This window comes from Mesorhizobium sp. WSM4842 (assembly GCF_055901575.1).
This window is the reverse complement of sequence record NZ_CM148372.1, coordinates 5,809,787-5,823,470: the sequence shown is the minus strand read 5'-3', so window position 1 is coordinate 5,823,470 and position 13,684 is coordinate 5,809,787. Positions and strand designations below refer to the sequence as shown.

17 protein-coding genes are annotated in these 13,684 nt (G+C 57.9%); 11 read left to right on the top strand and 6 right to left on the bottom strand.

Translation table 11 applies throughout. The features are described from left to right. Positions 1-30 precede the first annotated feature (30 nt). Both AC0NIE_RS28340 and AC0NIE_RS28335 read left to right on the top strand, forming a co-directional pair. Positions 31-795: a sulfotransferase domain-containing protein gene (locus tag AC0NIE_RS28340; RefSeq protein ID WP_473484822.1), complete on the top strand. Its 765-nt coding sequence runs from the start codon at positions 31-33 to the stop codon at positions 793-795. A gap of 107 nt (positions 796-902) precedes the next feature. Continuing rightward, a complete protein-coding gene (locus tag AC0NIE_RS28335) occupies positions 903-1,478 on the top strand; it encodes a sulfotransferase family protein (protein ID WP_473484824.1) in 576 nt (191 codons plus the stop codon). 18 nt (positions 1,479-1,496) lie between these two features. Here the strand turns inward: AC0NIE_RS28335 and AC0NIE_RS28330 are convergent, their stop codons facing one another. Beyond that, the gene (locus AC0NIE_RS28330) at positions 1,497-2,330 is read right to left on the bottom strand and encodes a sulfotransferase family 2 domain-containing protein (RefSeq protein WP_473484826.1); all 834 of its coding nucleotides are present in this window, start codon (positions 2,328-2,330) and stop codon (positions 1,497-1,499) included. 79 nt (positions 2,331-2,409) lie between these two features. On the opposite strand from AC0NIE_RS28330, the gene AC0NIE_RS28325 reads away from it, so the two are divergent. From AC0NIE_RS28325 to AC0NIE_RS28305, 5 genes are all read left to right on the top strand, one after another. Then, positions 2,410-2,721, top strand: a complete 312-nt coding sequence (locus tag AC0NIE_RS28325) for a hypothetical protein (RefSeq protein ID WP_473484828.1) — start codon at positions 2,410-2,412, stop codon at positions 2,719-2,721. A 189-nt stretch (positions 2,722-2,910) separates the two neighbouring features. Beyond that, positions 2,911-3,522: a sulfotransferase domain-containing protein gene (locus tag AC0NIE_RS28320; RefSeq protein ID WP_473484830.1), complete on the top strand. Its 612-nt coding sequence runs from the start codon at positions 2,911-2,913 to the stop codon at positions 3,520-3,522. A 120-nt stretch (positions 3,523-3,642) separates the two neighbouring features. Then, positions 3,643-4,812 (top strand): glycosyltransferase family 4 protein, encoded by a 1,170-nt coding sequence (locus AC0NIE_RS28315; protein WP_473484832.1) that lies wholly within the window; start codon positions 3,643-3,645, stop codon positions 4,810-4,812. Positions 4,813-4,921: 109 nt separating this feature from the next. Next, positions 4,922-5,737, top strand: a complete 816-nt coding sequence (locus AC0NIE_RS28310) for a glycosyltransferase family 2 protein (RefSeq protein WP_473484834.1) — start codon at positions 4,922-4,924, stop codon at positions 5,735-5,737. 43 nt (positions 5,738-5,780) lie between these two features. Then, positions 5,781-6,551, top strand: coding sequence for a glycosyltransferase (locus AC0NIE_RS28305; RefSeq protein ID WP_425350318.1), 771 nt, complete (start codon positions 5,781-5,783; stop codon positions 6,549-6,551). On the opposite strand, the gene AC0NIE_RS28300 is transcribed toward AC0NIE_RS28305, so the two are convergent. Then, positions 6,548-6,898 carry a hypothetical protein gene (locus tag AC0NIE_RS28300; RefSeq protein ID WP_473484836.1) on the bottom strand — a complete coding sequence of 117 codons (351 nt, stop codon included), beginning with the start codon at positions 6,896-6,898 and terminating at the stop codon, positions 6,548-6,550. The genes AC0NIE_RS28305 and AC0NIE_RS28300 overlap by 4 nt on opposite strands. A 342-nt stretch (positions 6,899-7,240) precedes the next feature. Between AC0NIE_RS28300 and AC0NIE_RS28295 the strand changes: the two genes are divergently transcribed. After that, the gene (locus AC0NIE_RS28295; protein ID WP_473484838.1) at positions 7,241-7,696 is read left to right on the top strand and encodes an NUDIX hydrolase; all 456 of its coding nucleotides are present in this window, start codon (positions 7,241-7,243) and stop codon (positions 7,694-7,696) included. A gap of 30 nt (positions 7,697-7,726) precedes the next feature. Here AC0NIE_RS28295 and AC0NIE_RS28290 read toward each other — a convergent pair whose 3' ends face one another. Continuing rightward, on the bottom strand, positions 7,727-8,836 hold the full coding sequence (locus tag AC0NIE_RS28290) for a calcium:cation antiporter (RefSeq protein ID WP_473484839.1): 1,110 nt from the start codon (positions 8,834-8,836) through the stop codon (positions 7,727-7,729). A gap of 394 nt (positions 8,837-9,230) precedes the next feature. Here AC0NIE_RS28290 and AC0NIE_RS28285 point away from each other — a divergent pair, with 394 nt between their 5' ends. Beyond that, positions 9,231-9,887 carry a TerC family protein gene (locus AC0NIE_RS28285; RefSeq protein WP_473484841.1) on the top strand — a complete coding sequence of 219 codons (657 nt, stop codon included), beginning with the start codon at positions 9,231-9,233 and terminating at the stop codon, positions 9,885-9,887. Positions 9,888-10,091: 204 nt separating this feature from the next. Here the strand turns inward: AC0NIE_RS28285 and AC0NIE_RS28280 are convergent, their stop codons facing one another. Beyond that, the gene (locus AC0NIE_RS28280) at positions 10,092-11,228 is read right to left on the bottom strand and encodes a site-2 protease family protein (protein ID WP_473484843.1); all 1,137 of its coding nucleotides are present in this window, start codon (positions 11,226-11,228) and stop codon (positions 10,092-10,094) included. A 157-nt stretch (positions 11,229-11,385) separates the two neighbouring features. Here AC0NIE_RS28280 and AC0NIE_RS28275 point away from each other — a divergent pair, with 157 nt between their 5' ends. Next, on the top strand, positions 11,386-11,598 hold the full coding sequence (locus tag AC0NIE_RS28275) for a hypothetical protein (protein ID WP_473484845.1): 213 nt from the start codon (positions 11,386-11,388) through the stop codon (positions 11,596-11,598). 27 nt (positions 11,599-11,625) lie between these two features. On the opposite strand, the gene AC0NIE_RS28270 is transcribed toward AC0NIE_RS28275, so the two are convergent. Beyond that, positions 11,626-12,063: a CBS domain-containing protein gene (locus AC0NIE_RS28270; RefSeq protein ID WP_473484847.1), complete on the bottom strand. Its 438-nt coding sequence runs from the start codon at positions 12,061-12,063 to the stop codon at positions 11,626-11,628. 320 nt (positions 12,064-12,383) lie between these two features. Here AC0NIE_RS28270 and AC0NIE_RS28265 point away from each other — a divergent pair, with 320 nt between their 5' ends. Further along, a complete protein-coding gene (locus AC0NIE_RS28265) occupies positions 12,384-12,794 on the top strand; it encodes a DUF427 domain-containing protein (RefSeq protein WP_473484848.1) in 411 nt (136 codons plus the stop codon). 47 nt (positions 12,795-12,841) lie between these two features. Here AC0NIE_RS28265 and AC0NIE_RS28260 read toward each other — a convergent pair whose 3' ends face one another. Continuing rightward, positions 12,842-13,258, bottom strand: coding sequence for an HD domain-containing protein (locus AC0NIE_RS28260; RefSeq protein WP_473484850.1), 417 nt, complete (start codon positions 13,256-13,258; stop codon positions 12,842-12,844). Positions 13,259-13,684 lie beyond the last annotated feature (426 nt).

Sequence of the window (13,684 nt, the reverse complement as noted above, 5' to 3'; positions counted from 1 at the left end):
ATCAAAGTGCCCGCAATCGGAGTCCGCAAGTTGAGTTTGTTTTCCAACTTTTTTGCAAGAAAGCCGCCCCTGCTTGTCGTCTCGTTTCCCAAATCCGGGCGGACCTGGCTGCGAGTCATGCTTGACGATCTGGGCGTCGATGCGGCTTATACGCACGACGGTTCCGACCACAAGGATCTGCGTGACATTGCGCAGATCAGCCCCGACAAATCTCGCTACAAACGGCAGCGGCTTCTGTTCCTGACGCGAGACCCCCGCGACACTGCGGTGTCTGGATATTTTCAGGTCAACAAACGCCATGGGCTGGAAGCAGGCCCGATCGGCGATTGTATAAGAAGCCCCCAACACGGTGTCGAGAAGATTGCCCTTTTCAACCTGCAGTGGTTCGCAGCCGCAAGTCACATGCGAAAGATTGCGCTTCTGCGCTATGAAGATGTGCAGCGGGATACAAACGACGCATTGCGCAGCATCGGGAAATTTTTGGAGAAACCTTTTGAGGAGTCCCAGCTTGCCGATGTTGCCGTCAGCAGATCGTTCAAACGCATGCAGCAATCTGAAATCTCAGGAGAACTGGGTGCGCGCTATGGGGGGAGATTGCAACCGCGCAATCCTGACGACCCGGAAAGTTTCAAGGTTCGAAAAGGTAAGGTCGGCGGTTATTTGGACTACCTCAGCGCGGATGATGTAGCCTTTTGTGACAATGTGCTTGCGCGGCTCGATTACTGGAGGCGGCTCGATGAAGCCTTCCAGCGGCATGGCATATCTTATGTCGACGACAGGGCAGGTGTGAATTGATCCGATGCAAAGGCTTTGTCTGCGGATGCGGACATAGCGGCACCACGCTGATAGCGACGATTCTTGCTTCGCATGCCGATGTCTTTTTGCCATTCGAAGAAACCAACGTGTTTTTCAAATGGGCTCCACTTGCGCTGTATCGCTACTCGAAGCTGAAACGGGCGGCCATTGGGGCGGGCAAGTCGGTGCTGCTTGAAAAGACACCGCGTCATATCAGGCGTGTCGACCGGATACGACGCCTGGTGCCGGGCTCGAAGTTCGTGATGCCGGTACGCGATGGGCGCGATACCGTTGCTTCGCTGACCAGGCGGCTTGGCGATGCGACCGAGAGCCTGGATCGCTGGATTTCGGACAACACAATGGTGCTTGCCGAGCGCGGCAGCACGGACGTCCTGATTTACCGCTACGAAGATCTTGTCGATGACCCGGAAGCGACCATCGAAAAGATCTGCACCTTCCTGGGATTGTCGTTCGACCAGAGTTTGCTCGACTATCATCGGAGCCCGCAACGATGGTTCACACTTGACGCGCAACCCCAACATGCCGCGTTGCGCAACCTGCAGGTGAACCAGCCAATTTATGACGGCCGCGGCCGCTGGAAGACCGAACTGGGTCAGCAGGAATTGGTGGAGCTTACCGAGGGGCGTGGGAAACCCCTGATGCAGGCCTTCGGATACATTTAAGACCGCCGCGCGACCGCTTTACTCTGGAAGCGCGCGCGCATAGCCAAACTGATCGAAGTCGCGCTCATACGCACGATAGATGGTGTCCGCCAGTTCTGGCGTGAAATAGTCGGCAAGCCTGCGGCGCGAGGAGGTGTGCAGAGGTGGCATCGCCGCGCGTCGCACCTCGTCGCTCGCACCGACATGATCGAGAACCCGTTCGAAATCCTTTGCAAAAGTCTCGGTCTTGCCGATGAGGTCGAGCGCAACGCCTGGAAGGTCGATGATGTCGCTTTGTCTCTGCCAATGCTTGTCGATGCGCCATGTGGAAGTCGTGCAGGCAAAGGCGACGAAATCTGCAAAGGACAGGCTCTTGTCAGCACCGACAGGCAGCGCCGGATCAGCCCTTTCGCGGTGGGCTAGATAGACCTCCACCCTGCCATAACCAGGCACTAGGGGACGGTCGCGATATTGGTCGGCCCAGCACGACAACAGCCTTGTATAGGGATTGCGAACGAAGGTAAATCGCAAGGCTTCGGGACTTGTGGCCATGCGATAGAACTGCACGACGCCATGGCGAGGCGCCTGCAGGTTCGACGCCTTTCGGTTGTGCACCTTCCAGTTCTGGTCGCTGCGCCACCCCGACACGGTGTCGTTGCCGATCATGGCTGCAAGGTTGCTGCGAATGCGGCTGCTCGCCGCCTTTGGCGTAGCCAGGTACAGGATCTTGAGTTGCGGGACTACGTCGATCAGGTCGTCCGGCAGATATGCGGTTTCCATGGCCCTGCGGTAAAAAGCCAGCGCCTCGGGATTGCACCAGCTCAACACCTGCTCGACAACCCGCCACCGGAGAGACCGCAGTTTGGGCCTCAACTGGCGTTCGATTCTCCTCAATCCATGAGCCTGCTTCGATTTCGGGACGGGAATCTCATATGACAGTTGGGGGGGGCTGGTGTTCATCCGCTGCTTCCTGTTGATTTCTAAATGCCTCACCTCTGGGAAAACCGCAAGCAACAGTGGACAATCGACCCAATCTGCCTTCGCCTCGCGTTGGTACGACTTCCTGATCTACCGCTACGAGGATCTGGTGACGACCCAAAGCCGTCGAGAGATCTGTACATTCCTGGGATTGTCGTTCGATCCAGTGTTGCGGGACCTCATCAGAATTCACAACAAAGATTTACAGTTGACGCGCACCCGCCGCCACGATTGGAAAGCGCTTAGGGACGAGGCGCGACAAAACATGTGGTTGCTCATTGGCTAAGTTTGATCGAGATCACCCGTCATGTCATAAGGCCCGGAAGCCGGGTCCTTAGCAGCCGGCAACTGATAGGGTGTTTGCGAGGTGATCATGAAATTACTGCGGTGGCTCAGGCCGAAGGCACAAGAAAACTCCAGTAATTTGGGCCTTTCCATTTCCTACCCAAAGTCAGGGCGGACGTGGTTAAGAGTCATGCTTGATCAGCTCGATGTCTGCCTAGATTATAGCCACGGCGGCAGCGCGTTCCACAGCAGATCCTTCCGCCCGGCCGAAGCTTTTTTGGGAAAACGGCCCTTGCTTTTTTTGCATCGCAATCCGATCGACACAACGATTTCCGGATATTTTCACGTCACCAAACGCGAAGCATGGCGCGACTTATTCCAAGGCGATTTGTCAAGCTTTGTACGAGACCCACGGTTTGGCATCGAGAGGACCCTCCGCTTCAATGCAATGTGGCTGGCGGCAATAAGCGAAAGGGATGATGTGTTGATCACACGCTACGAAACGCTCCACAGCGATGCCGTCTCCGAGCTTAGACGAATCGCAAAATGGTTGAAAGTAGAACCAGACGAGGAGAAAATTACGAAGGCAATTGACGCCGGTCGATTTGACTCCATGAAAAGCAAAGAGTCCTCGGGGCAATACGACGAGCGCTATGGGCATCGCTTAAGAACAGCAGACACAACCGATTCCGATAGCTTTAAAGTTAGACGAGGCCTGGTTGGCGGGTATAAGGATTACCTTACCGAAGAAGAAATTTTATACTGCCAAAAGATCATGGAAAGTTACGGTGTATCTTCCTAGAAATGAATAGTCTTCACTCCAGCAGCGCGCGCGGATAGCCAAACTGGTCAAAGTCGCGCTCATCTGCGCGACTCATCAAATTCGCCAGTTCCGGAATGCAAAAGGGCGTATCGAGATCGCATGGCTTTGTCACAGCATGATCAACGGGTTCAAGCTGAACCGAAGACGCCTATTGTGTTTGTACGCCAGCGCTACGCGCCCTTTGGCGGAGGCGAGATCATGCTGGAAAACATCATGGCGGCGTTCGCCGCGCGTCAACGACCGGTGGCCGTGCTGTCAGGCGACTGGCCGCGACACGAAGGCATAGAGTTCATCCAGTGCGCCGGCCGCCGCTTTCCCCGCTACCTGCGGGCGACGTCCTTTGCTCGATCCGCCTGCCGCAAGATCGCCGAAATGCCGCCGGCCCTGGTGCAGAGCAACGATCGCCTTCCGTGCTGCGACGTCTTCCGGGCCGGGGAAGGCGTTCATGCCGCCTATCTTGCCGAGCGGCGGCGTTTCGAGACGCGGCTTGGCAGGGCAGCGATGGCGCTGAGTCCCTTTCATCGCCAGACGCTGCGTCTTGAACGCACCACCTATGCCAGCCCACGGCTTAAAGCTGTGATTGCCATTTCGAAAATGGTGGCTGAGGACATTGTCCGTCACTACGACTATCCGGCGGAACGTGTGCACCATGTTCCCAACGGGGTTGACCTGGACCGCTTCAACCTGGAGTTGCGACAACAGCATCGGGCCGCGGTCCGCGCGCAGCTCGATGTTGACGATAAAAGGTCGGTCGTTCTCTTCGTCGGCTCGGGTTTTGCGCGAAAAGGACTTCTTCCATTGATGAAGGCTGTCGCCACGCTGGACGGTGAGCCGGAGGTGTGGGTCATTGGCCACGATTCGCGCGCCAATGCCTTCAAGCAGGCCGGCGACAGACTTGGTCTTGGCGCGAGGCTCAGGATGCTGGGGCCGCAGAAAGACACGTTGCCATGGTACGGCGCGGCCGACATTGCCGTGCTGCCTTCCATTTATGATCCATTCGGCACAGTGGTGATCGAAGCTATGGCCAGCGGCCTGCCCGCCGTGGTAAGCACCGGGTGTGGGGCGCGCGAGCTTGTCGATCGGTTCGAGCCGACGCTTGTTTGCGACGCAGCCAGCGTAAACGACCTCGCCGCCGGGCTTGCCCGCGCGCTGCGGCTGTCGTCACGGCCTGAGACTGCGGCCAGGGTCAGAGCGGCGGCCGAACACTACGATTTCAACGTCATGATCAGGAGAATGATAGCGCTCTACGAAAGTCTCGACCTGAAATAATTTTTCGACATTTTTTTTGAATCCATTAGTATCACTCGGAGTGCCAACAGGCCGGGGGGCAGTTTCATTTGAACAACAGTAGCAGTTTTGATGCCGGAACCGTCTGACCGTGCCGGCGCTCTCAGTCATCATAATCAGCCGCAACGAGGAAGCGTGCATTGCACGTTGCCTTCGCTCGGTACATTTTGCCGACGAAATCGTCGTTCTCGACAATAACAGCACCGATCAAACCAGGGACATCGCCAGTGGACTCGGGGCCAAGGTCCTGATCACCCTCGATTGGCCCGGTTTCGGCGCGCAAAAAAACCGTGCCCTCGCCGCGGCGACAGGGGATTGGGTCCTTTCGCTTGATGCCGACGAATGGGTCGAGCCACCGCTGGCTGCAGAAATCAGAGCCGCTATCGCCAACCCAAAAGGCTATGACGGCTTCGAAATACCAAGAAGATCCCGCTTTTGTGGGCACATTGTCCGCCATGGCGGCTGGTCGCCCGATCTGGTGCTCAGGCTTTTTCGTCGACAGTCCGGGCGCTTCAGCAACGACACGGTGCACGAGAAAGTTGTGGTGAATGGCAAGGTCACGCGATTGTCCCACTCTATGGAGCATGACTCCATCGCCGACCTGGCAGACGCGCATGACAAGATCGGCCGATACGCAGAAGCGTCCGCGGCGCGGTTGCTTGCCGAGGGCAGAAAAAGCTCGATAAGCAAGGCGGTCTTCCGCTCGGCCTGGGCCTATATGAACAGCTATGTTTTCAAGCTGGGGTTTCTGGATGGTTCGACCGGTGCGATGGTCGCTGCTTATTCGGCCAGCTACACCTATCAGAAGTGGGCGCTTGTCGCATTGGGCAACGAGACGAAATCCGCCGAAAAAAGCCGGACCGAGGTGAAAGGCAAAACCGTGAGATTCAGAAATCGCCCCGGCTAATTTCTGCACCATTGTTGCCGAGTTGTTGCCAGACAGCTAGGGTATGACCGTTTTGAAATCAGGAGCCAAGGTACTGAATATGACTGATGCGTTTAGGGTATTCGTTGGATGGGACAGCCGTGAGCCAATCGCCTACGACGTAGCGCGGCACTCTTTGCTTAAAAACGCTTCAGTGCCTGTCTCCGTCATTCCCATCAAACAGGACGAACTGCGTGCCCGTGAGCTGTATTGGAGGGAAAAAGATCCGCTCGCGTCAACAGAGTTCACCTATACGCGGTTTCTCACGCCTTTTCTCGCCGACTACACGGGTTGGGCTTTGTTCTGCGATTGCGACTTCCTGTGGCTCGGTGACGTCGCAGGTTTGCTGGAATACACGAAGTCGAACAAGGCGGTTTATTGCGTCCAGCATGACTATACGCCGAAGGCCACCACGAAGATGGATGGCGTGGTCCAGACATCCTACCCACGAAAAAACTGGTCCTCGCTGATGCTGTTCAATTGCGCGCACCCTTCGGTTAAATCACTTACGCCAGAGGTCGTGAACCGTGAAAGTGGTGCCTACCTCCATCGAATGCAGTGGGTCGCCGATGAGGACCTGGGCTCGCTGCCAGTAGAGTGGAACTGGCTTGAAGGTTGGAACGAAAAGCCGGCGCTTGGCACACCCAAGGCGGTCCACTATACAAGCGGCGGTCCGTGGTTTGCCGAGTGGCAGAATGTCGACTATGCGGATCTGTGGATAGCCGAACGCGACGAATTCCTGGGTAATGCCGATCAGACAGAGGCGTCTCTTCGCGCTCGGCGAGCCGGCAGCTAAGCCAACCGATCGGGACCGACTATATCAGACGTTTCGTCGAGGTCGCCGGCAACGCGCGGTTCGTGCAGATCTGTGAACAGACCGCGCGTGCCTGGTCGAAATCGAACCGAGCGGTTGTCGAAAAGCCACTTTGGCGGCGTGCTTTGCAGCGCGCCAATGAATCGCCTTAGGCCAATCGCACCCGGTTCAATCCGCAGGGCCAGGGCGGCCTGCAAACGCCGATTCCACGGTGTGGAAGAGCCGACCTGGGTCGCCTTTCGCAAGGGGACTTTCTCGAGATGCTTTCTCTGCTCCGGCTGATCAGGGCCATTTAGTGCTTGGCGTTGGCACAGCGTCTGCTGCACCAAGCCAGCAACTGCTTCGTCGTTGTTGCGGCATTTGTTCGCGGATCGCTGGCCACTCCAGATCGAATGAGTTTGCACTCGCTACTGTGATTTTCTGAGGATCACGTCTGGGGCTATTGGCGCCCCGATGCCTGTTGGACCCAATCGGCCCGATGAGACGGGACGGGGCCGCAGCCCCAGACGATATCGAGATCGTCTTTGAAAAGCGGGGTGCTAGATCGTTTCGTGTCGTATTGATGGGGTGTAGCCAGTCGCATCGACATAGGGCAGGGCAGTCTATCGACAAACGGAACATCCCGTTCAGCCTACCTGCGATGATAGGCTGGATTCAGGAGGCTTGAGGCGATGGCGAAAAGAAGTGCGGGCATTCTGCCTTACCGCAGATCGACCAACGAACTGCAGGTGTTGCTTGTCCATCCGGGCGGGCCGTTCTGGCAAAACCGCGATCTTGGCGCATGGTCGATTGCAAAGGGCGAGTATGGTGATGACGAACAGCCGGAAGCTGCGGCGCGTCGCGAATTCGTGGAGGAAACCGGCTGGGAGCTCAAGGCAGCACTGCTTCCGCTGGGAGAACTGCGCCAGCGCGGCGGCAAGCTCATTACGGCGTTCGGCGTCGAAGGCGATTTCGACGCCGGCAGCCTGCGCAGCAACATGTTCGAGATGGAATGGCCGCCGCGCAGCGGCCGCATGCAATTGTTTCCAGAGATCGATCGCGCAGGGTGGTTCGGCCTCGATATGGCCCGGGAAAAGCTACTTGTCGGCCAGCGGCCTTTTCTCGACCGGCTTGTGGTGTCTGTCTAAGGATCGACCCAATGGCCGACCGACATCTTCCTAGGGCACGAAGATAAGGAACAGATAGGCGACAAACACGACGAGATGAACGAGCCCCGTCAGCATCGTTGTTCGGCCCGTCCCAAAGCTCACGATGCTGATGGCAAGCGCGAGGATGAGAAGCACGGTATCCCCCGGGCCCAGACCAAGAGTCAGGCTTCGTCCTGTGAGTAGGCTCGCCGCACCGATCGCCGGGATTGTCAGGCCGATTGTGGCGCAGGCCGAGCCGAGGGCGACATTCAGCCCTCGCTGAAGTTCGTTATTGAGTGCTGCCCGAACCGCCGATACCGCCTCCGGCATAAGCACAAGCGCAGCGACGAAGAAGCCCACGATTGCGTCCGCCTGGGTGACTTGAAGAAACGCGAGCCCATTCTCGATACTGCCGGCCACCTGCTCGGTCAGAAGAACGATCCCTGCCAGTCCGACAAATAAGAGGAGCACATTGGTGGTCACTCTCCCACCCTCAGATACATGCTCCTCATGTTCGGCGCTGGACGTCAGATCCTCGATAAAATCGCCCCGATGGCGCACCATCTGAGCAAAGACGAACGCTCCATAGAGGAGGATTGAAAGAACGCTCACGAAAGCGAGTTGCGATGCGGAGAACGCACCGGGGCTTGTTGCAAGAGTGTAGTTTGGAAGGATCAGCGTAAGAACCGTCAGCGCCATAATGACGGCAAGGGAAGCGCTGGTGCCCTGTCGTTTGATGTCCTGATATCGATGCTTCAGCCCACCCAGGGTGAGGCAGACCCCGACCACACCAGTGCACACGATCATGACCGTCGAAAACACGGACTCGCGTGCCAGCGTCGGGTTGTTCTCGCCATGCAGCATCATCGAAACGATGACCGATGCTTCGATGGCCGTCACCGAAAATGTCAACAGCAGCGTGCCATAAGGTTCACCGAGCCGCCGTGCGACGGCTTCGGCATGATGCAAAACCACAAACACGGTCGCGAAGATGAAGATAGCGACCACGATCAACGCAAGGATCTTGATCGAAAGCAGCGAAGGCTCCATCGACGCGGCGCCGAAATGCATTAGCGCGGCCAGGCCCAAGGAGCCGATTGGGAACAGATATTGGCCGATAGGTCGCCGATGAACAGCCAAGACGGATTTCCTCATCGCCATCGACGGCCGCAGATCGGGTACTCCAGAAACGGACCGAGGCCCACCGTATCAGTGTACTTGCGGCTGCCGGTCCGTTCAATGGCCGCGTGCTCAATCGACTTGGCGTAACGAAACTGCCGAGCTCGATGCCGCATGTGCCGAATCACAATTAAGCCTTGAGTTTTTGCGCTTACGGCAATAGCTAGGTGCTACCAGGCCGGGCCCCTCTGGCAGTCCATCAGGACTGTGATGTCGGACTGGAATTCAATCCGGGTGGCCTGGCTTTGAGATTTCTTCAGTGTAGCAGCATTTCTCTTGTCATACGCGGTGTCCGCGTTGCTCTACGGTTATGCTCGCAAGCCGCGTCACCCCTAGCTGAACGCAAGGGTGCCGTATGACAGAATTTTTTAGTCCTGAAGCAATGACCGCTCTCTTGCAGGTCATCATGATCGACCTGGTGCTGGCCGGTGACAACGCCATCGTTATCGGCCTTGCCGCGGCCGGACTACCCAAAGAGCAGCGCCGAAACGCAATCGTCATTGGTATAATCGCGGCGGCCGTTCTGCGCATCGGCTTTGCGGCCGCGACAACCCAACTCCTGCAGATCGTCGGCCTGTTGTTGGCTGGCGGTATATTGCTGTTGTGGGTGTGCTGGAAGATGTGGCGCGAACTCCGGCAAAACCATGCGCAGGAAACACAGGCGATCGAAGCGCTTTCGGAAAGTGATGTCGACTACGATGGCATCGTAGCTGGCAAAGCTCCACGCAAGACCCTGGCGCAGGCAACCTGGCAGATCATCATCGCCGACGTCTCGATGTCGCTCGACAATGTTCTGGCGGTAGCGGGTGCTGCTCGCGAACATCCAAACGTACTGATCTTCGGCCTTGTCCTCTCCGTCGCGCTGATGGGCATTGCCGCAAACCTCATTGCCAATCTGCTTCAGAAGCACCGTTGGATTGCCTATGTCGGCCTGGTGATCATCCTCTACGTGGCTGCCGACATGATCTATCGCGGTGCGCTTGAACTTCTGCCTCATGTCGCGGGCGCTTGAGACACAGAAATGGGCCGGAACGACCTCGTTCCGGCCGATTTCTGCTTATCGCTCCCCCTACGATTTAATGCATGTCGCGAAAAAGTGTGCAGCGGTTTTGCGATAACGACATGCATAAAACAACAACCTAAAGCGCGTCGCGTGAGGTCGGTCGAACGCGACGCGCTCTAGAGCGCACTCACCCGATCCGGCGGTAGCTCCTGCTCAGATCCGTGTGAGTCGCGGTTTGCTCCCACGCAAACGACCAAATCGGAAGGCATCCGAAACCGCCGAGCGGACCATAAGCATCTCGCCTATGGTTTCGTGTGTCATGAGCCCGACCAGCCGGTCGGAATTGTCCACGACGGCGATAGCTGGCACATCTGCCTGCTGCATGAGCCTCAGGCTTTCCTCGAGACTTTTGCGGTAGTGTATTTTCGGGATATCGTTCCGCATTGCGCTCGCGACCGGTTCAGCGGGCCCCTTTTCCTTCAATGTCCGGATCATGTCGTTGCGTGTCACCAATCCCTCAAGGCGGCTGGCGGAGTCGATGACAGGGAAATCGTGCTGCGTGGTCGCGAGCAGCATCTCGATTGCCTCGTCGAGCGTCGCCGACCGTTCCAGCCGGGCGAACTCGGTGATCATCACGTCACCGACCAGGACACTTGTGGCAACCTCGCGGATCTGTGCGTTCTGCGCTTCTGCTGCCGCGGCGAGATAGACGAAGATGCCGATGAAGATCAGCAGCGGGTTGTAGAACAGCCCAACGAAACCGAAGACGAAGGCCAATCCTTGCCCGATCGTGGCGGCGATCTGGGTCGCGCGCGACCAGGAAAGGCGGGCGGCGAGGGCGGCGCGCAGGATACGGCCGCCATCCATCGGGAAGGCCGGGATCATGTTGAAAAGGACCAGGAAGACATTGACCCCGGCAAGCCTGGCGAGAAAATTCATACGCGGATCCTCGATCCCGGCCATCTGTTCGACACCCGCCGACCCGCCGAGCAAGGCGAAGATCAGCGCGGCGATCGCGACATTGACCAGCGGCCCCGCGACCGCGATCACGAACTCCTGCCCCGGCTCTTCGGGCATGCGTTCCAGCCTGGCGACGCCGCCGATCGGGAAAAGCGTAATATCCGGCGTGCTGATGTCGAAATACCGTGCGGCGGCGATGTGGCCGAATTCATGCAGGACCACGCAGGCAAAGACGGCAATGATGAAGGCTACGCCTTCCCAGGCCGCTGGCGTGCCGCCGATCTGATAGTGCGTCAGCCAAATCCAGACGAGCAGAAGCAGGAAGGTAAAGTGAACGCGCACCGTGGTGCCGGCGATCGTCCCGAGGTTCAGCGACCAACCCAAATCCATCCACTCCGAGAGGCCCCACCTTCGCAAGAGGCTTTGGCAGGACGGTTGCAATCGTTCGAGAACATCAGGCGCTCAAGCTCATCGTCTGCGACTGATACCCCGCCTCGGTGTCGCGCGGTCCCGTCGCAGGAAGAGTTTATCACGACATGACATCCCGGTGAACGTCTTGCGCCGTCGTGATCCGATGCGTCCGAGTCTGCACGGTCATTTCGCCCTGTCGCGCTTTTTCGGCGCTGGCGGACACGGCGCTTCGGATTCGGATCGTCGTCCATGGATTGTTCCTGAACCTTTGCCGAAGAACATCGCAATGCAGAAGGCGCACGGCGGCGCGTCGGCTTTGGCCGACGCACCGCGAAACAAGATACGTTGACCTGGCGCTGACGTGTCGCCGCCTCACTCAGTGAGCAGTCTGCGAATGCTCGCCGCCCGGCTTCGAGATGTCGCTTAAAGCCTCTCCCGCTTCTGCCACTTCGCCACTCGTCGCGAGATCGCCAAGAGAGATGATGCCGACGAGCCGCTTGTCGCGGTTCAGAACCGGAAGCCGACGTACCTGCAGGTCGCCCATGTTTTCAAGCACATGTTCGACGTCTTCGTCATCGAAGCAATATTTGACCTCCGTGCTCATGACATCACGCACCTTCGTGTCAGGTCCCTTACCCAATGCTACGCCGCGGATCGCGATATCACGATCGGTGATCATCCCGACCAGCCGGTCGTGGTCGCCCACGGGCATCACTCCGGCGTCAAGCTTGCCCATGATCTGCGCTACTTCGCGGATGGACTGTTCGGGGTTCGCAACCTGGACATTCCTCGTCATGCAGTTGCCGACTTTCATGGCAATCTCCCTTTAACTTGCGAGGCCCCGCCGCCGGTTTTGGTGTTGACCTAGGAAACGAACTCTTCGGCAGTAACGTTCCCTAGAATCTGAATGCCCCGCAGTAGGTTTTTCACCTGCAGCCGGAAGGCTGAGAAAGCCCGTGTCGCGGGGACCTTGCGGTATGTCTTTGACGCGAAGTCGAACCACAACGGCCGCGCTTCACTACGCTCATCGCCGTAACTGCCGCGGCAGCGACAAACGCCAACGACCGGCCAAACTGGAACCCCGATGGGCGATACGACGTTCCGGGAGACAACTCCAGCCAACGGAGAATTCGAATGCAGCCCTTAGCAGCAAATTCCGCCCGCCATCCCGGCGCGCTTACAATCACCCCGTTCAATGGAACCGTGACGGTCAGGTTCTCCGACGCGATCGTCGCCTCAACCGAGCGGGCAAAAGTGGCTCACGAAGAAGGACATGATCCCGTTTTCTATATCCCTTTCGAGGATATCTATTTCGACCTGCTGGAGAAGACGAACACCACGACGCACTCCCCGCTGAAGGGCACGGCGAGTTACTGGCGGATCCACGCGGTCGGCGGATCGGCTGATGACTTCATGTGGGCCTACGAGACGCCCGACACGCCGGCATTGGCCATCGCCTGCCATGGCGCCTTCGATCCCGACAAAGCGCGGATCGATGCCGATCCTGCCGAGGACAAGCGACATACGCCTGACATCCCCGAATAGAGCGTCGCTTGAAGTTCCCACATCGGCCGATCACACCAATCTCTCCGTCATTCGGAGAATTCTTGGTCGATGATCCGCAGGCCGTCTTCATATTTCGATGTCGAGGTGCCAATCTGCCGTGCCTGCCACAGATTGTCGGCGAGATCTGCGCGCTTGACCGGCAGCGCCAATGGGTTGGCTGCTGCTCTGCGCACGAAAGCGAGGTCGTCCTCGTCCGGCCGGCGTGTCATGGCATCGACTGCCGACACGATGGATGTTCCAAAACCAGCCGCCTCGAGCCGATCGCGGTCCCAATTGTCGCTTTTCTCAAGAACGTCGTGAAGGTAGGCAACGGCCTTTTGGTCGAGGGTTTCGACGGCGTCAACAACCCGGCGGCAATGTTCGATATAGGGCCGTCCGGTCTTGTCCGTCTGCCCGGCATGAGCTTGTTCGGCGATTTTTGCCGCGCGGTAAAGCACGCTCATTGTGTGAATCCTTGCGTGGGCCGATGAAATCCTTTGATTTAATCGTCAATTCGCTGCCGAGTTCCATTCGACGAGACCAGGACTGGGACTCACCATTGCTCCTTTGTCCCACGGTGCGGCAGGCCAATCCCGCAGCACACCCCAGCCAAGCCGCTGCGTTGACCCTATAGTTGTATAGTGGCACCAGGCTGCCAGGCTCATCAAAGCAGCCGACACGCAATGCGATTTCTTGCGGCGAAGCATCGTAGGCAAGGCTGAGTGGAGACCGCCGCCTTGCAGAAGCCTCTGCGGGCGCGCATGACCGTTCTTCACCTATACAGAAGGGGGATGGTTCCAGTGGCCATTCATGGCCCGGATCGATAAGTCCAAGTGGATTGATCGGTCTAATGCGATCGACATAGGGACGCTATTTCCAGGGCGAGCGGT